This window comes from Shewanella benthica KT99, assembly GCF_000172075.1.
Classification (GTDB): Bacteria; Pseudomonadota; Gammaproteobacteria; order Enterobacterales; family Shewanellaceae; genus Shewanella; species Shewanella benthica_A.
Genome location: NZ_ABIC01000010.1, coordinates 87,494 through 105,035 on the forward strand (window position 1 = coordinate 87,494; position 17,542 = coordinate 105,035).

A 17,542-nucleotide genomic window follows, 5' to 3' on the forward strand; every position below is an offset into this window, starting at 1 on the left:
TTACTACCATGAAAATTTTACTCGTTGAAGATGATACGACCACAATCGAATATGTGGTTAAAGGATTTATTGAGCAGGGGCACAACATAGAAACGGCCAGTGATGGCCATCAAGGTCTGCTGCTCGCCACTAGCATGAATTATGATCTGGTGATCTTGGATCGCATGTTGCCCCAGCTCGATGGACTCAAGTTACTGGCCGCCTTAAGGGCGACTGGGAGCCAGACTCCGGTGTTAATCCTGTCTGCACTCAGCCATGTGGATGAGAGAGTCAAAGGTTTACGTGCCGGTGGCGATGATTATATGACTAAGCCGTTTGCCTTCTCAGAGCTATTGGTACGAGCCGAGAAGTTAATGCAGCGAGGCTTATCTCAGCCTGCCGAGACCGAATTATCGGTAGGTAATCTGGTGATGGAATTGCTAACTCGTAAGGTGACGCTAGATGGTAGCGAGCTGATGTTACAACCCAAGGAGTTTCAGCTACTCAAATACTTGATGGAGCACCCAAACCAGGTGGTCAGCCGTACTTTACTGTTTGAAGCAGTATGGGATTATCATTTCGATCCTCGCACCAATGTTATCGATGTACACATCGCTAAGCTCAGACGTAAGTTTGAAGAACTGGGTTTCGGTGAATTGATCGAGACCGTCAGAGGTGCCGGTTATCGCCTCCGTGAAGGGCATTAAGCCATACCAGAGTAGTGCATGGCGCATTACCATTATTTTTTCGGCTCTGGTGACTCTGATTATCGGTACCTTGCTATTTGGCATGTACCGTCAATTAATGAATGAGCAGGAGTTGCAAACAGATCAACATCTAGCCTCTGAAAAGGCGCGTTATCAGCAGATGGCGCTGACGCTAGACCGCCGAAGTTTCGGCATTCAAGTTAAAACTGCCGATCCCGATACCGCCTTAGTGGTATGGCGTAACTCATTCGATCTCGTGGGTGCATTAAGCTTAATTCCCGACGATATGCCGCTGTTGCCTCAGACCCGTGAATTTCCCATACTGACCGGTGGCCCGGATAAGTTACATATTTTGACCGGTGGCCTGGTGATCACTCGCTATGGACCGGTATTGATTGCGACTCGAACAGACCAATTAGGTACTCTTATTGAGCGCTTCGTCAATGCAGCTATCACGGCCTTGACGTTGACAATAGTGCTTACTTTAGCGCTAGGTTATCTGTTTTCTAAGGCTATTTTACGTAGGTTAGTGCAATACAACCGACTGAGTCGCTTGATTGAGAAAGGCGAGTACTCTACACGTCTACCTGTGAGTTGGCGCCAGGATGAGTTCGATATGCTGGCACGAAAATTTAACGGTGTACTCGATACGCTGGAGAATAATCTCACTGCAGTTCGAGGCGCGACTGACAACATAGCTCACGATCTCAGGACGCCACTTTCTCATCTTAGGATAGGTTTGGAACAACTTCCGGACAAGACCTCACAGGAGTTACCCGAAGCCTGCGCCATCTTGACCGAAGAGCTAGATCACTGTCTGGCGACGTTTGATGCAATGTTATCTCTGACACGGATAGAAGAGGGCCAGCAGACCTTGGAACTACAGGATCTGAGTATCAAGGATATGTGTGAAGACCTATTCGAGATGGCGGAGGCGATGGCCGAATTGAATCAACAGAAGCTATTACTCTCCACGGGTGAAGATATTAAGGTGACGGGGGATAAGTATCTGCTGTTTCAGGCACTATTTAATCTGGTGGATAACGCGATCAAGTATGCCGGCGATGGTGCGACCATAGAGATAGTGCAAGCGGGTAGAGAGATCCAGATCCGTGATAATGGTCCTGGAATTCCTGACGAGGCAAAAGACAAAGTATTCGAACGCTTGGTGCGGCTCGATCCGAGTCGACATAATAAGGGCACGGGTCTAGGTCTGTCGTTGGTGAAAGCGATACTCGTCAGACATAATGCGAAAGTGACGCTCAGCGATAACCAGCCTGGTCTAGTGGTGCGGATTAATTTTTAAGTGCCAGTCGTGTGACAGCTACAAGCCTCTTAAGTCTGGTTGGTTTAGAAGTAAGGTAATGATAGGTAATGGAAAAGAATAATGGGTGCGAGTCAATGTATCAAATAGTCGCCGATGAAGATGATTTCTTAGTGATCACTAAGTCTGCCAATGTTCATTTTCATAGCCAAGATGGCTCTGCCGGGGTGATGGCAAGATTGGAGCAAGATCTGACAATCAAGCTCTACTCTGTGCATAGGCTAGATAGTCTGACTTCGGGATTACTCCTGTTTGCTAAGAGCAGTCGCGCTGCGGCCGAGTTCACCGAGTTATTTACCCAGCATAAGGTACAAAAATACTATGTTGCCTTAGCTAAAGGCAAACCGAAGAAGAAACAGGGCTGGGTGGTTGGCGATATGGCCAAATCCAGACGTAGCATGTACAAGCTGCTGCGCACCACAAAAAATCCGGCATTAACGCAATTTTTCTCTCAGTCTGTGGCCGAAGGCCTACGCTTGTATCTGCTAAAGCCTCTAAGCGGTAAAACTCACCAGCTTAGAGTCGCCTTGGCCAGCATAGGAGTCCCTATCTTAGGAGATAAACTCTATGGCGGCGCAGAATCAGATAGAGGTTATCTGCATGCTTTTAGTTTAAGTTTTAGTTTTCGCGCTAAGGACTATCGATACTTGAATTATCCATCCCAAGGAGAGGAATTTACCGCTGCGGATACCATAAAGCAGTTGCAAATATGGTCTGAGCCTGAGAAGTTAGGCTGGCCTAAACGAAAATGATGTTATTAAGGGAGATTTTTTCATGGATACTCTTCTTCATTCTAGGTTTGCTGCATGCATTATGGTGGGCGCCCCCTCAGTGTTTCACCTGTATTACTCATTTTCTGACGACTGGGAGAGAAGCTAGGTGCCAAGTTACCGATAATTGTCGATAGATATTTAGTGGTTCTGAACAGCTGCTCTCTGTCGATAATGGTGACCGTATTGGGAATGGCACTGACTGGCTTGCCCATACGGCTGGAAGTCACTGTAATGACTTTTATATCGGACTCTTCTGCTGTCTATCCGTGTGCGGATTATTAATCTAAAAAGGTGAGAGTTGTGATTTACCTCTCTGATGATGTTGATTTAAGTGGCTAGTTGTAGCGGTTTTGTGAGCGCTTTCTTCGCGGGCGGAGTTGTTGGTTTGAATTGGTTTATTGGTATAATCATGTCATTGATAATGGCTAGGCTGTAAAAAGATGAACCGGACAAAAAAGATAACCCTGAATTTCAAGAAAAAAGCGAAAAAGGCCAATGCTAAATCGCACTCAAGCAATAAGCCGAAATATATATCCAAAGCCGAGCGTGAGCGTTTAGCTGAGATTGCTCTTTTGAGCTCAATGCCCGCTCAGAAACCTTAAGACTTTTTGTTCAATGGTGTTTAAAATGTTCAAATTAGGCATAACATTCCCTCACTACCATTAACATTTGAAGGGAAATCATACTAAAACTGTATGATTTTTACATTTCCCCTCAATATACTTCTCTTTTTTACCTTTCAATAATGTTCCATATAAGGTGAACTGTGGCACAATGTGCCGCTTCTAATCTCATCTGCGGGAATTCAGCTGATTATTCATCGCAGACAGAATAGTGGGCATAGTTTTCATTACCTATACTCCTAATTTGCATCACTGCCCAGTTTTGCATTGAGGTCGTAATGAAAGCTTTGTTCATTCAAAAAGGAGTTTCATGAATACAGTTTATTCAATAGGCGAACTAGAGTCGTTTTTAGTGGCGATTTTAGTGCTTTTTATCGGGCACTCAGTTAACCGCCATGTCGCTTTTTTTAGAAAGTACAATATTCCTGAGCCTATTGTCGGCGGTCTTATTGTCGCGGCGATCATCACAGTGTTACATTTCAACAATATCTCGTTAGAGTTTACCCTGTCGATGCAAAACACCTTGATGCTGATGTTTTTCAGTACCGTTGGACTGGCAGCGAGTTATAAATTGCTGCTCAAAGGCGGCAGCAAGGTGTTTATCTTCTTAGGGATCGCCTCTCTCTATATTGTTATTCAGAATGCCGTCGGGGTGAGTATGGCTACGGCCTTGGGCTTAGAGCCCTTGATGGGCTTGATTGCCGGTTCTATTACACTTTCGGGTGGCCATGGTACCGGTGCTGCCTGGGCGCAAACATTCTCTGAAGACTATGGCATTAATACGCTAGAGTTTGCTATGGCTGCTGCGACTTTTGGTTTGGTCATGGGCGGGATCATAGGCGGTCCTGTGGCCCAGAGGCTGATTAATAAAAATAATCTGGTGTCCTCCTATGGTGTCGGTGGCAATCACCATAAAGATCATCCTGATCTGGTGACTTACGATCAGCTAGAAGAGGATAGGGTTACCGCTAAGAGTATTCTTGAGGTGCTGTTTATCCTGCTGTTTTGTGTGGCCGGCGCTAAATGGATTGGCACTCTGGTGGCGACAATGGGCATCAGCTGGCTAAAAATGCCTGATTTTGTCTACGCCCTGTTTATCGGTGTGGTGATCACTAACATCACCGAGGTCTCGCGTGGCTATAAGATTAACAGTGAGTGCATCGATATTTTAGGTACGGTCTCTCTGTCACTGTTTTTGGCTATGGCGCTGATGAATCTTAAGCTATGGGAGATATTCGATCTTGCTATTCCCCTGTTGGTCATCCTAGTGACACAGACTGTGATCTTAGCTCTGTTTGCCTATTTCGTGACTTTCCGCGTGATGGGCAGCAATTACGACGCCGCTGTGATGGCGGGTGGTCATTGTGGCTTCGGCATGGGCGCGACGCCTACTGCCGTGATGAATATGGGAGCCTTAGTGACCAGAACGGGTCCATCACCTCAAGCCTTTATGGTGGTGCCAATTGTTGGTGCCTTCTTTATCGACATCGTTAATGCGATCATCTTGCAGGGCTACCTAAGCTTCATCGTTTAAGCCTATCAATACCAAACTCTCTCGCTTGAGGGAGTTTATCTTTTCAAATCTGTCTCTCTTTGCACTTTCTGTTTACTAAGCAAAGTCACACCATGTTAGGTGGGCGCTACGGCTCGATTCAAGGGGTTACGGCGGTGCAGATCCATAAGGGTAGAGTCTCACTTCGGGTCGAGAAAGGCTTGCTGATGGCCGAAGTCAGCAGCCTGGATTAAAGCGGGAAAAACTTAGCTTCCAGTGCCTGCCAGCTGTTCTCTTCGCTACAGCCTGGAACATGTTGCAGCATGTAGTTCATGTCACCCGTGTGTCTCAACAGGCTGAGCATCATCATGTGTTGCTGTAAGCCGGTATCTCGTTTGCCTTGATAACCATAACCATCGAGATAGGCGTGGAATATGCTGGGCTCACCCAGGGCGAGCAGTAATGCCGGTGAGGTAAATTCAAATACAGGATCGGGGCAGGCCAGGGCATCGCCAAAATCTATGATCCCGGTGAATCGATACCGCCCCTCGTGTTTTTTAACCAATAAGTTACCCAGATGCAGATCTGTATGTATCAGGTGTGCATTTGATTGATTAAGGTAAGGAAGTAATTTATCGGTATGCTGGGCAAGATAGGCATTTAACTCTTCAAGTAGAGGCTCTGGCAGGCCTTGTCTCTTACGCTTCTCATGGCATTTATCGGTTTGTAATCGGATAAAGTCTGGCCAATCCAGTCTTAAGCCTTCGATGTTTTGCTCGGGGAGCCGATGTAACTGTTTACTGAACTGACCCAGTTCCAGTGTGATATCGCATCTTTCTTCGACAGTAAGCTCTGTGAGTACAGAAGAGAGCATGACGCCATCTAGCTTCTCTATCACCAGGTAGGGCCAGTTGTCGACATCCCCGCAGTAAAACAGCTTAGGTACCCTTGACCCCCAATCTGTGGTGGTTGAGTAACTTGAGGCTCAGGTATTCGCTCTGATACTGTACATGAAAGTTAGGCGCTAAAAGTTTAACGATAAAGGATTTATAAGCCTCTGGCACTCGAAGCTTGAGTCAACTCGAAGACAGGGTTAGTGCCTTCGAAGTTCTGGCTCATATGGATAGCATTTATACCATGCCTGATACAGATAGTGTCGAGGATGGGGCGCCAATCATCTAAAACCCAGTTATCGCTGATATCACAAGCCAGCTCATAGGAGGGATCTGTGGGTAATCTCGACATCTGCTCTGATGGTCCTTTTTATTCGAGTGAGTATTATACCGAGTAGTATTAACTCGTCGGTTTTGTCACGTCAGAGCTTGATTCTACACTCTTATGATCACGCTTGAACAGCTCCCACTGATCCAGAGCTTCGCCGCTTGGCAAGGTACAGACCTAGGTAGGAAGATCTAATTTATGCCATTAGTAACGAGTCATGTCCATAAAAGGGTTAATTTTCTGTGTGTTTTTGGAGATTAATTCATCTAATACGGAAAATAGCCAGCAATTGATACTGGCTAGATAGGCTGTCAGTACGGGTCAGTCCATTATCATCAGCTCAGCTGAATCGCAGGGTTTTTAATAAAATCTCGCGCTTTATTCTGTGTCATCAGTTCGGGTAGTGTCACTGTGTACCTTACTCCTTCCTGTGCCGATATATTTAACGCGCGGAGCGAAAATCTCGGGGGCTTGCCCCCGTGCTGGATAATATAGACTGGGCTTGTCTCAGTCTATATTATTCAATACATGGAACATCAGCGAAATTCACATCATATTTTCAGGTTAATGTATCACTTTGTGTGGATACCTAAGTATCGCAGAAAAGTGTTCTCAGACCCTTATCGTGAAACGATGAAAGCCATTATTCATAAAGCGGGCTTCGATTACGATATTGATATCGTTGAATTAGAAATCCCTGAAGATCACATTCATATGGTTGTGAGAAGTGAGCCGAAGATATCACCAAGTCATATTATGTATGTGATAAAAAGCATTTCAGCCCGAGAATTTTTCAAATGCTACCCAGATATCAAAAGGCGGTATTTCTGGGGTGGTAAGCTTTGGACTCAAAGCTACTTTGTTGAAACTATTGGTAACGCAAATGAAGAGGCTATTCGTGAGTATGTTCAAAACCAGTTGATTGAATTAGATAGGAAAGAGAAAAATTCAGAGCAGCTAGGGCTCTTCTAAACTCGGTCGCTTGCGGCCGATTCTTTAATAAATAATGGCTGAGATTTGATGAGTGCACCCGAGTCGTCGGCGTTGAAGGCGAAGTCTTCGATATATCTGAGTTTTAGTCAGTAAGTTCATCGTTAACTCCAGGTATTATTCGTCAGCTTTCAGTGAGTAGATATTGGGTTGTTAACCCGTTGAAAGCAGAATAATGTCTCCCACTAGGGGAGGGTTAAAGAGTTTTTCACTTTTTTAAAATTAAATTTTTAATGCCTGCTAAAACCATCCAAGCTCTAGCCGCAGACTTCACAGTTTACCTGTTTAGCCAGTTTCATCTCGCGGAACTCCATGGTCATGGCATCTATCATCAAGATGCGTCCCAGCAGAGGCTTACCCATCTTAGTGATCACCTTGATGGCCTCGACTGCCTGTAGGCAACCTATCATGCCGACGACAGGCGCGAGTATGCCAGATTCGACACAGGTGAGATGCTGCTCACCGAAGAGCTTGCTATAGCAGTGATAGCAGGGATGCTCATCCTGATAATCGAATACAGTCACTGTGCCTTCCATGCGAATAGCGGCGGCGGAAACGAGAGGCACCTTATGCCTGAAGCAGCTGCTATTGAGCTGCTCACGTACCGCCACGTTATCTGTGCAGTCCAATACCAAGCCATGTTGAGCAACTAGTTTATCTATCTCGGCATCGTCCAGCACAGCATCGATGACATCTATCTGAATATGAGGGTTGAGTCCACTCAGGGTTTCTCTGGCTGACTCGACCTTAGCTTGACCGATATTCTTGTCTTGATGTAGCACTTGCCTCTGCAGGTTGGATAACTCGACGGTATCGAAATCGACTAAAGTCATGTGACCCACACCCGCTACCGCAAGATATTGGCTGGCGGCGCAGCCCAGGCCTCCGGCACCGATAATCAGCACCTTAGCGAGTTTGAGCTTCTCCTGGCCTTCGAAATCCATCGCCTTGATAGAGATCTGGCGACTGTATCTGAGCATCTCGCTGTCAGACAAGATCTCATCGTTATTGGGTGTCGAACTCATATCTGTTTTCCTGATGCTTGTCTTGGCTAGTAATTGGCTATAAATTGGCTAGCAATCAGCTCGCGATGCCATCGCTTAAGCTAACTGCTAGCAAATACTTAATTTAGCAAAGGACTGAGTTGAAAGGCTCAACCGTAACGAGCGTACCGTCTGAGGTATCGCCTTGCTCTTGGCTAAGTATGACGAAGCAGTTCGCTAAGCTCATCGAGGTGAGCATGCCAGAGCCTTGGCCCCCGGTTAAAGTGACTTCGAATTCACCCTTATCATCTTGGCTTAAGATGCCGCGCTGATATTCTACACGTCCCGGATATTTACGCAGATCTCCCTTCAATGTGGCCTTTAGCTGTAGTGGCTTGACCTGGGGAAGCCCCTGCATCTTAATGATCAGAGGCAATACTAGCTTGTAGAAGGTCACCATGGAGGACACAGGATTACCTGGCAGGCCACAGAAGATGGCTTTACCTAGCTTACCGAAGGCGAAGGGCTTACCAGGTTTAATGGCCAGCTTCCAAAACGTGATTTCACCCACTTCATCGAGTACTTGTTTAGTGTAATCGGCATCTCCTACGGAGACTCCGCCCGAGGTGAGCACCATATCTGCATTGGCTGCGGCATTTTTGAATGCTTCACGTATCGCCTCAGGATCATCTTCAACCACGCCCATATCGATCCACTCGACATTGGCTCGGCTGAGTAGGCCGCGAATGCTGTATCGGTTAGAGTCATAGATCTGGCCAGATGCTAACTCTGTTCCTACGGGTCTAAGTTCATCTCCGGTAGAGAAGAAGGCGACTTTTACCTGACGTGTCACACGTATTTGGCTGGTGCCTATGGTGGCTAGCACGCCGAGTTCGGCGGCGCCAATCTGAGTGCCGCTGACTAATACCTTGCCACCTGTTTTAACCTCTTCGCCACGATAGCGCACGTTGGCTCCTATGGCTTTAGGGGATTGGATAAAAATAGCCGCTTCCTTCGCTTCGACCCTCTCATGCATCTGCACGGTATCGTAGCCATCGGGCAGAGGTGCACCTGTCATGATGCGAATGCAGGTATCAGGTTTCGCTTCGCCCTCGAACGGATGGCCTGCGAAGGATTGGCCAATTAACTGTAGGCTCTCATTGTGGGCAAGATCTTCGAAGCGAAAGGCGTAACCGTCCATGGACGAGTTATTGAATGGGGGCAGGTCTATGCTGGATGCTAAGTCTTCGGCCAATACTCGTCCTAGCCCTTGGGAAAGCGGCACGACTTCTGAGTCTTCTAGCGGATTCACTTGTTTGAGTAGTAGTGCAATCGCTTCATCTGGATGCATGAGGCTAGGTTGAGAGCATGGATCGGCTTTAGTGGGCATCTGGCTACCTTTTAATAAGGAATTTATAATCTCACGTGAATATACGTGACATTAGTAAAAGCGAAAGTGAGCGGACATTATGCCACGCTGATATCAGAAGACTATGATCTCCACGTTAGTTTCTGTAACGAGTGAAAATGAGTCCGTGGCTTGAGCTTGCTGTGTAGGGGGGGGCTGAACCTCAAGATGCTAGGTATGAGTATCAGGGTAAACAAGGCATTGAATATCCGGCAATAGTTGTATGAGTAGCTTAACAATAACCATTTGCATTTGGCAAACAATGGCTTAAGTAAATTTAATTGCAGTTTTTTATTTTTTTCACGATAATGCTTAGCTATATAAGATAGCTAAGCAGATATGCGTCGAGAGGAATAAAATGCTGGAAAAAACAATGATTGATCAACTGAACGCTCAGATAAATGTCGAGTTTTTCTCTTCTAATTTATACCTGCAAATGAGTGCATGGTGTGATGATAAAGGCTTCGAAGGGGCGGCTAAGTTTATGCGTGCTCATGCCAATGAGGAGATGCAGCATATGCATCGTCTATTTACTTATGTGAGTGAAACCGGTGGTTTACCTCTGCTTGGATCGATAGAGGCGCCTCAGTCTGATTTTACTTCGCTGTTGGCCTTATTCGAATACACCTACGAGCATGAGCAGATGATCACATCTAAAATCAATGCATTGGCTCATGCCGCATTTACTAATCAAGATTATTCGACGTTCAACTTTCTGCAGTGGTATGTCTCTGAGCAGCATGAAGAGGAGAAGTTATTTAAATCTATCGTCGATAAGATCCGTCTAGTGGGGGAGGATGGCAAGGCGCTGTTCTTTGTCGATAAAGATCTCGCCCAAATGGCTGCCCAAGAGTCGACTAGCGTGATGGCGGGGTAAGCCAGTAAAAAACAAGGAGCCTTGGTGGCTCCTTTATTGTTGCAGGATTATGGAGCGACTATAGCTTGGGCCTGCTGGTGGAGAAATGATGCTAGTTCTTGCGCCGGTAAAGGATGGGAAAATAGATAACCTTGGCCGAAATCACAACCCAGAGCTTGTAACATCTGCCACTGAGCATGAGTTTCTATCCCCTCGGCGACTAGCTTGAGCTCCAGACTCTGGCCCATCATAACAATGGCCTTAATCAGCTTGGCATCAGACTCACTCTCCAACATGTTGTCGATAAAACTTTTGTCTATCTTAATGACGGCAATGGGGAATCGTTTCAGGTAGCTGAGGGAGGAGTAGCCAGTGCCGAAGTCATCGATATAGATATCCAGGCCTAGGGAGCGGATCGACTCCAACACTGTCATGCACTGTTCGGTATCATCCATCAACATTGACTCGGTTATCTCTATGTGGAGATATTGGGGCTCGATATCATTTTTCTTTAGCAGGGCTTTGAGGAGACATTTAAAACTGGTTTTATTCTGGCCGAGCAGTTGTCTGCCAGACACATTTATCGCCATACTTATCTTGAATCCTAATCTGTGCCAATGGGCAAGATCGGTTAATGCCTGCTGTAATACCCACTCTCCTATAGGTTCTATCAATCCGGTTTCTTCGGCGATTGGGATAAACATATCAGGAGCAATCATGCCGAATTTGGGGTCTTGCCAACGAATGAGCGCTTCGACCCCGGTGATAGTACGATCGTCCAGATTCACTATGGGTTGATAATGCAAGCAGAACTCTTGTCGAATGACGGCTTGTCTGAGACGTTGTTCGAGTTGGATGCGTTCGAGTATATGCTCATTCATCTCAGACGAGTAATATCGATAGTTATTGCGGCCATCATTTTTTGCCTGATACATGGCTGTTTCGGCATTCCGTGTCAGTAACTCTTCACTGCTACCATTTTCCGGAAACAGGCTGATGCCGATACTGGCGGAGATCATTAAGTCATCTCCATCGACTCCAAACGGAGATGCGAGGCGAGCGTTCACCTTGTCGGCGATTGCCTGAACCTGATGCTGACGTCGGATCCGCGGCAAGATGATGATGAACTCATCGCCACCGAGGCGTGCAACAAAATCATGTTTATTCACCAGGGATTTGAGTCTGGAAGCCACTTGTCTCAATAGTTTGTTACCGACCTCATGACCGTAAATATCATTGGTATATTTGAAACGGTCGAGATTGATAAACAGGATCGCCACTTGGCGATTATTCTCTTGGGCCATTGTCATCTCTTGCTGTACTTTGATCGTGTAAAGAGAGCGATTAGGCAGCTTGGTGAGCAGGTCGTAATGGGTTTTATACCAGATATTTTGTTCATACTGTTTACGATTACTGATATCGAGGAAGAGTCCGATATGTTGAATGATCTGTCCCGCATCATCCTTAACCACTGTAATGGCTAAATATTCCGGATAGACTTGTCCATTCTTGCGTTTGTTCCAAATCTCACCTTGCCATTTCCCTTCAGTCTGTAGCGACTGCCACATCTCGTCATAGAAATGCCTGGTTTGCTGCTGCGAATTTAATACGGATGGACTCCTGCCTTTGACATCTTCTAAGCTATAACCGGTGATTTGAGTAAAGGCAGGATTAACCAGCTCGATATGGTTGTCTGCATCTGTGACTAAGATTCCCTCGGAGGAACTCTCGAATACGGCGGCGGCCAATTTGAGTTGTCGATTGGCCTTGGATCTCTCTTCCAGCATCAAATTAAGCGAGTGAGACAGTTGGGCTATCTCATCCTTACCTCTCACGGGAACTTTAAGTTCGAGGCTAGGGTCCAGGGTCATCTTCTGCATATCCTTAGCAATTAAGGATATGCTATCGACGAGGTTGCTGATCATGCTTCGCCCTATGATACAGAGTAAGATCAAGTTTATCAGCGCCGCTACGATTCCTAGTGCTAAATAGCTGAGGGATGCCGTTTGCTGTCGATAACCGAGTCTGGCTATCTTATCTGTCAGCTTATTAGTGAGACTGTGGAGCTTCTCTATTGGGGAGCTGGTCATTTCCCACCAAAATTTGCTGTCGATTTCGGGGGCTTGATATTGGAGACTCGCCAGTGATTCGAGCATAAGTTTATCATCTACGTGAACTAAGCTGTCTTGTTCCTCGATGCTCAAGCCTTGCAGCTTGAGTCGCTGCAGCTTATTTATCTGCTGATGATAGTTATCTATGGTTTCATCTATGTGCATGATGGCTGCTAGCTTTACCGGAGACAGACCATCTGATTTTTTTAACTCGTTGAGTTTAAATTTTAGCTGATTAATATTGCGATTAAAACTGGCTAAGTATCTCTGCTCTCCCCTTAACAGGTAATTCTTAAAATCATGTATCAAACCGCCATAACCCAATAGTCTACTGATCTTATAGGCCTGTTCGATAATATGGATCTGAGACTCTAACGGAGTTCTGACTCGCAGGACTTGTTGGCTGGAACTGCTGTCGAGAATTTCTCTGATCTGTCGTCTGTTTGGGGTGTCGGCAGTTAACAGGGTTTTTGTGATGGCTTGAGCCTGCAGATGCTGGATACTCTTGATCATGATAAAGGCTTTAGTGTCCAGATATTGAGCCGATAGCATGCCGTTCATCAAGCCACGCTCTTTTGCAGCTGTTTCCTGAATGGTAAGCACGTTGAGCAGATCCTCGTATGCCTTTGTCTGCTGGGCATCCTCTGTTTGTATCTCTAGCTGAGAAAGTAGTACTAATAGTTGGTGGTTGTATTCTGAGTAAAATCGAAAGGCCTCATTCTTTTGTTGTCGATCGACGCCCAAACGTATTGTGGCCATCTTATGACCACTAGTCTCGATGACTTGCAGATTTGCTCTTAATATTTGGCTGTGGTCGGTTTTCAGAGTTTGTACGAAGGCTTCCAGAGCCGGACTCTGGAATAATTTATGCCGCTGAGCGTCGGTCCGCTTCCTTTGCCGATTTAAATCAGTTAGATACTTACCTCCATGGCTACTGACATAACCGGCAGAAAGGCCTCTTTCTTTCTGTAATTCGAAGATGAGTTGACTGACTTCACGACTGACCTCGATGGAGAGTGTATTTCTTTGAGCCTGCTGATATTGGTCAAACAGGTGCAACATGCCTATCGAACCCAATAGGGCGAGTAGCAGCATAGGCATAGTGGCAAACAAGATGAGTTTTTGTTTCAGGCTCAGCCTGTTTAATACCGATGGCATGTGTCTGCTCCATGCAAAATTCTCAGCATTGATCTCTATATGAGCGCCGCTGAAAGCTGTTGATTCGAAAAGAGGTGAGAATAAGTATCATAGCCAAGTAGGACTGTCACACATATTTCATCAAAGTCTAATCTAGGTCACTAAATAAAATAATAGCGTCAAAAAGTCGACTAACGTACTATTTTTGTTGGGGTTATGTTTTTGCTGAATTGGCCAAAGTTTTTAATGAGGAGTTTTGTCTGGTGAAAATGTGGAGGAAGTAACTTAACCTTATAAATCATAAGGTTAACGTGTTCACTAAAGGGAGTTTAGTTAATGTCCTCAATAGCTAAACAAAAATAAGAATAATAGATTTTTGTTTAGCCTGATAAGCAAATGATACTGAGTTGAATCTAGCTTGCCTTCGCCATCAGCGCATGACGGAATTCAATAATATCTTCGATGGTGAGTACTGGCAGATCGTGCTTCGCGCCAAATTGAATGATCTCAGGCAGTCTCGCCATGGTGCCATCCGGGTTGGTTATTTCACACAGTACACCGGCGGGCTTCAATCCTGCCAATTGCATGAGATCTATGGTGCCTTCGGTATGGCCGCGACGGGTCATTACCCCCCCTGGCTGAGCGCGTAGCGGATATACATGTCCAGGGCGTGCTAAATCACCTGCGACTGCGTTATCGGCTGTGGCTGCCTTGATGGTGGTGACGCGATCCGCGGCTGAAACACCTGTGGTAACGCCTACCTTAGCCTCGATACTGATGGTGAATGCGGTACCGTATTGGCTGGAGTTGTCTTCGACCATAGGTGGCAAGTCCAGATGCTTGACCCGCTCGTCGGTTAAACATAGGCAGACTATGCCGCTACCTTCACGAATAAGCAGTGCCATCTGTTCATTGGTTAGCATTTCTGCCGAATAGATCAGGTCGCCTTCGTTTTCTCTGTCTTCATCATCGACGACGAGAACGCCTAGGCCTTGTTTAAGTGCTTCTAGTGCGACTTCGACGCGCTCAATTGCGGTGCCGAAAGGGGAGAGTAGTGACTGATTCATGGGTTAAATCCTTAATAAACAACATTGTTTTTTCCAGAATCAGGGCGTGCAGAAAATGACACCGACATTGACAAGCAATGGGGTGCTTAAGCTGAAGCGAGTAAGCACAGTGACAGATACCGATGAAGGTATGTCTGTGGGGCTTCTCGTTGCATCTTTACATTCTCTCTCATCCGGACTCAGACTCGCTACTTAAGCTTAAGGCTGTGAGTAGAAAGTTCATTACCGTCGACTCTGGAATGTTTTACTTAGGGTAAAAGGCACCAGATCTGCTGACCCCAGGCTGCTTATATTTATCAATATGAGCTTGCTTGGGCGCTCGCGGGCTTAAGACTCGAGTGAGATGATTAAATCGAATCGAGTACTATCACCGCCGGTGGGGAGTTACACCCCGCCCTGAGAATTTACTCGTACATCATCTTAGGTGTCAGGCCTGAGTTATCTAGTCCTATACCAGTAAGATTTAGCTGTCGAGCGCCAGTATGGTGCACTTGTTTTAAACAAATGACAAGAGTAAGGAATAGGGGGCTTGCCCTTTACCTGAGACGGCATCCTCTTTAGAATCTTATTTCGAAAGTGCCAAATGAGTCATCAATTACCAAGGATGTGTAAGATGCCTAGATACCGTCGATCCTTTGCGGATTGCAGATTAAATTTACTATTTGTGCCCTTGATACTAAGCCTATCGCTTGGGTGTACAGATACCTTGAGAGAAATACCTATGAAACAAGCCGATAATCTTCTTCCTCCGGTCGCCAAGAAAGTGCCATTTGAGCTAAATCTCCATGGAGTGAAGCGGATCGATGACTATTATTGGCTCAGGGATGATGAGAGAAAAGATTCTCAGATACTGGCACATTTAGAGGCCGAGAATCGCTACAAAACGGCTCAGTTTGCTCCCTATGAGGCACTACAGCAGACCCTCTTCGACGAATTGATTGGCCGGCTGGATAAAGACGAGTCGAGTGTGCCTTATAAGTGGCATAGCCATTGGTATTCGCGGCGTTATCAGCTTGGGTTCGAGTATCCAGTGATGATCCGTAGTGATAGTGATATGCGAGTGAGTCAGGCATCGGCGGCGATATTGTCAGAAGACGCTCAGCTAGCGTCTCAAAAACATAATAATGAACAGGTATTACTCGATGTGAATGTGCGGGCCAGTGGCCACGATTTCTATGGTTTAGGTGGTGTGTCCATCAGTCATGACGAGTCTAAGCTGGCGTTTGGCGAAGATACCCTCAGCAGGCGCATGTACAAGATATATTTCAAAGACATTGACAGCGGAGCCTTGCTCGATGATGTCTTGGATGGCACAGATGGTGGTTCTGTGTGGGCGAATGACAATCAACATGTGTTCTATATCAAGAAAGATCCGCAAACTTTACTAGGGAATCAAGTGTTTCGTCATCGGCTGGGTACCGAGCAGTCTCAGGATGTGCTGGTGTACGAAGAGCAAGACGATACCTATTATATATCACTGGGGAAAAGCTTAGATGAAACTCGTATTGTACTGTTTCATGAGAGTACCATCACCAGTCAGGTGTCTGTGCTTGATGCTGACCAGCCGTTAACTCAGTTCGAGCCATTATTGCCCAGAGAAGAGGGTCATGAATACTCAGTATCTAAGTTAGGTGATGAGTATTACATCTTAACTAATTGGCAGGCCGAAAATTTCAGGCTGATGAAAGCCAGTGAAAGCCAGATTTCAGATAAGAGTCAGTGGCAAGAGGTCATAGCCGCTGCCGCAGATACGCGTATCGAAGATATTTTGCTATTAAAAGACTATCTGATCGTGCAAACCCGCACCCAAGGTGTAAGTCAGATAGAAGTGCGTCCCTTCAATGAGCAAGCATCCTATCAGTTGACGTTTAATGATCCTGCCTATGTCGTAGGCTTGGATGTGAACGCCAGTCAGCCAAGTGACAAGTTGCGTATCTATTATTCTAGCCCGACTACGCCTGAGTCTGTCTATGAATACGACTTGAGTCAGCCGATGAATAGACGCCTGTTGAAGCAGGAGAAAGTGCTGGGAGATTTCGATAGCGAACGTTATCAAGCAGAGAGACTGTTCATTACGGCTCGAGACGGAGCTAAAGTGCCGGTGACTCTGGTATATCGCAAAGATAAGTTCACTAAGGATGGGTCAAACCCTCTGTATCAATATGGCTATGGCGCTTATGGTCATACGGTAGAACCCGACTTCGATAGCTCGGCGATAAGCTTGTTGGATCGTGGCGTGGTATATGCCATCGCCCATGTCAGAGGGGGAGAGATGCTGGGTCGCCCATGGTATGACTCGGGTCGCATGCTAAATAAGCAACACAGCTTCGATGATTTTGTCGATGTGACTAAGGCGTTAGTCGCTCAGGGATATGGCGATAGCAACAAGGTGCTCGCCGCTGGTGGTAGTGCCGGTGGTTTATTGATGGGGGGCGTGATAAATCAGGCGCCCGAACTGTATTTTGCCGTGGCTGCCCATGTGCCTTTCGTGGATATTGTCACGACTATGCTCGATGAGACTATCCCACTAACCACCAATGAATATGATGAGTGGGGCAACCCCAATGACAAGGTCTATTTCGATTATATGCTGAGTTATTCACCCTATGATCAAATGACCAGGCAGGCCTATCCCCACCTATTGGTGACCACGGGATTACATGATTCTCAGGTGCAATATTTTGAGCCTGCGAAATGGGTGGCTAAGTTGAGGGATTATAAGACAGATGATAATAAGTTGCTGTTTCATATCGACATGGAAGCGGGACATGGGGGCAAGAGTGGTCGTTATCGTCGTTATCAAGATACGGCACAGGAATATGCCTTCTTTCTTGGTTTATTAGGCCTAAATTAGGTGCTAGCACCTAGCTT

General features: G+C 46.2%; 15 protein-coding genes, 1 pseudogene and 1 riboswitch. Of the genes and pseudogenes, 9 read left to right on the top strand and 7 right to left on the bottom strand.

Going from position 1 to position 17,542, the window contains the following annotated elements; translation table 11 throughout:
* The first annotated feature begins 8 nt into the window (after positions 1 to 8).
* The 3 genes from KT99_RS06800 to KT99_RS06810 all read left to right on the top strand — a co-directional run bounded on the left by KT99_RS06800 (position 9) and on the right by KT99_RS06810 (position 2,762).
* On the top strand, positions 9 to 686 hold the full coding sequence (locus KT99_RS06800; RefSeq protein ID WP_005498302.1) for a response regulator transcription factor: 678 nt from the start codon (positions 9 to 11) through the stop codon (positions 684 to 686).
* A 49-nt stretch (positions 687 to 735) separates the two neighbouring features.
* Entirely contained in the window at positions 736 to 1,992 is a 1,257-nt protein-coding gene (locus KT99_RS06805) for a sensor histidine kinase (RefSeq protein WP_198402000.1), read from the top strand.
* A 95-nt stretch (positions 1,993 to 2,087) separates the two neighbouring features.
* A complete protein-coding gene (locus tag KT99_RS06810) occupies positions 2,088 to 2,762 on the top strand; it encodes a TIGR01621 family pseudouridine synthase (protein WP_005498306.1) in 675 nt (224 codons plus the stop codon).
* A gap of 62 nt (positions 2,763 to 2,824) precedes the next feature.
* Here KT99_RS06810 and KT99_RS06815 read toward each other — a convergent pair.
* Positions 2,825 to 3,028, bottom strand: a pseudogene (locus KT99_RS06815) (hypothetical protein); the annotation flags it as partial.
* A 195-nt stretch (positions 3,029 to 3,223) separates the two neighbouring features.
* On the opposite strand from KT99_RS06815, the gene KT99_RS20600 reads away from it, so the two are divergent.
* Both KT99_RS20600 and gltS read left to right on the top strand, forming a co-directional pair.
* Positions 3,224 to 3,385 carry a DUF2986 domain-containing protein gene (locus KT99_RS20600; protein ID WP_005498310.1) on the top strand — a complete coding sequence of 54 codons (162 nt, stop codon included), beginning with the start codon at positions 3,224 to 3,226 and terminating at the stop codon, positions 3,383 to 3,385.
* Between the two features lie 331 nt (positions 3,386 to 3,716).
* Entirely contained in the window at positions 3,717 to 4,940 is a 1,224-nt protein-coding gene (gene gltS / locus KT99_RS06820) for a sodium/glutamate symporter (RefSeq protein ID WP_005498312.1), read from the top strand.
* 208 nt (positions 4,941 to 5,148) lie between these two features.
* On the opposite strand, the gene KT99_RS20605 is transcribed toward gltS, so the two are convergent.
* The gene (locus KT99_RS20605; RefSeq protein ID WP_005498315.1) at positions 5,149 to 5,796 is read right to left on the bottom strand and encodes a phosphotransferase family protein; all 648 of its coding nucleotides are present in this window, start codon (positions 5,794 to 5,796) and stop codon (positions 5,149 to 5,151) included.
* A 149-nt stretch (positions 5,797 to 5,945) separates the two neighbouring features.
* Positions 5,946 to 6,143, bottom strand: a complete 198-nt coding sequence (locus tag KT99_RS22745; protein WP_005498317.1) for a hypothetical protein — start codon at positions 6,141 to 6,143, stop codon at positions 5,946 to 5,948.
* A gap of 504 nt (positions 6,144 to 6,647) precedes the next feature.
* Here KT99_RS22745 and tnpA point away from each other — a divergent pair.
* Positions 6,648 to 7,091, top strand: a complete 444-nt coding sequence (tnpA, locus tag KT99_RS06835) for an IS200/IS605 family transposase (protein WP_157752185.1) — start codon at positions 6,648 to 6,650, stop codon at positions 7,089 to 7,091.
* A 275-nt stretch (positions 7,092 to 7,366) separates the two neighbouring features.
* On the opposite strand, the gene moeB is transcribed toward tnpA, so the two are convergent.
* A complete protein-coding gene (gene moeB / locus KT99_RS06840; RefSeq protein WP_005498321.1) occupies positions 7,367 to 8,134 on the bottom strand; it encodes a molybdopterin-synthase adenylyltransferase MoeB in 768 nt (255 codons plus the stop codon).
* A 103-nt stretch (positions 8,135 to 8,237) separates the two neighbouring features.
* Positions 8,238 to 9,482: a molybdopterin molybdotransferase MoeA gene (moeA, locus tag KT99_RS06845; RefSeq protein ID WP_005498323.1), complete on the bottom strand. Its 1,245-nt coding sequence runs from the start codon at positions 9,480 to 9,482 to the stop codon at positions 8,238 to 8,240.
* Between the two features lie 376 nt (positions 9,483 to 9,858).
* Here moeA and ftnA point away from each other — a divergent pair, with 376 nt between their 5' ends.
* Positions 9,859 to 10,377 carry a non-heme ferritin gene (gene ftnA / locus KT99_RS06850; RefSeq protein ID WP_005498325.1) on the top strand — a complete coding sequence of 173 codons (519 nt, stop codon included), beginning with the start codon at positions 9,859 to 9,861 and terminating at the stop codon, positions 10,375 to 10,377.
* Between the two features lie 47 nt (positions 10,378 to 10,424).
* Here ftnA and KT99_RS06855 read toward each other — a convergent pair whose 3' ends face one another.
* Both KT99_RS06855 and ribB read right to left on the bottom strand, forming a co-directional pair.
* Entirely contained in the window at positions 10,425 to 13,625 is a 3,201-nt protein-coding gene (locus tag KT99_RS06855; RefSeq protein ID WP_005498327.1) for an EAL domain-containing protein, read from the bottom strand.
* A 392-nt stretch (positions 13,626 to 14,017) separates the two neighbouring features.
* Complete coding sequence (ribB, locus tag KT99_RS06860; RefSeq protein ID WP_005498329.1) at positions 14,018 to 14,671, bottom strand: 3,4-dihydroxy-2-butanone-4-phosphate synthase; 654 nt, start codon at positions 14,669 to 14,671, stop codon at positions 14,018 to 14,020.
* A 55-nt stretch (positions 14,672 to 14,726) separates the two neighbouring features.
* On the opposite strand from ribB, the gene KT99_RS21940 reads away from it, so the two are divergent.
* Positions 14,727 to 14,867: a hypothetical protein gene (locus tag KT99_RS21940; RefSeq protein WP_157752186.1), complete on the top strand. Its 141-nt coding sequence runs from the start codon at positions 14,727 to 14,729 to the stop codon at positions 14,865 to 14,867.
* A riboswitch (FMN riboswitch) is annotated at positions 14,829 to 15,079 on the bottom strand. It overlaps the preceding gene by 39 nt.
* Before the next feature lie 313 nt (positions 15,080 to 15,392).
* On the top strand, positions 15,393 to 17,525 hold the full coding sequence (locus tag KT99_RS06865) for a S9 family peptidase (RefSeq protein WP_005498330.1): 2,133 nt from the start codon (positions 15,393 to 15,395) through the stop codon (positions 17,523 to 17,525).
* Positions 17,526 to 17,542 lie beyond the last annotated feature (17 nt).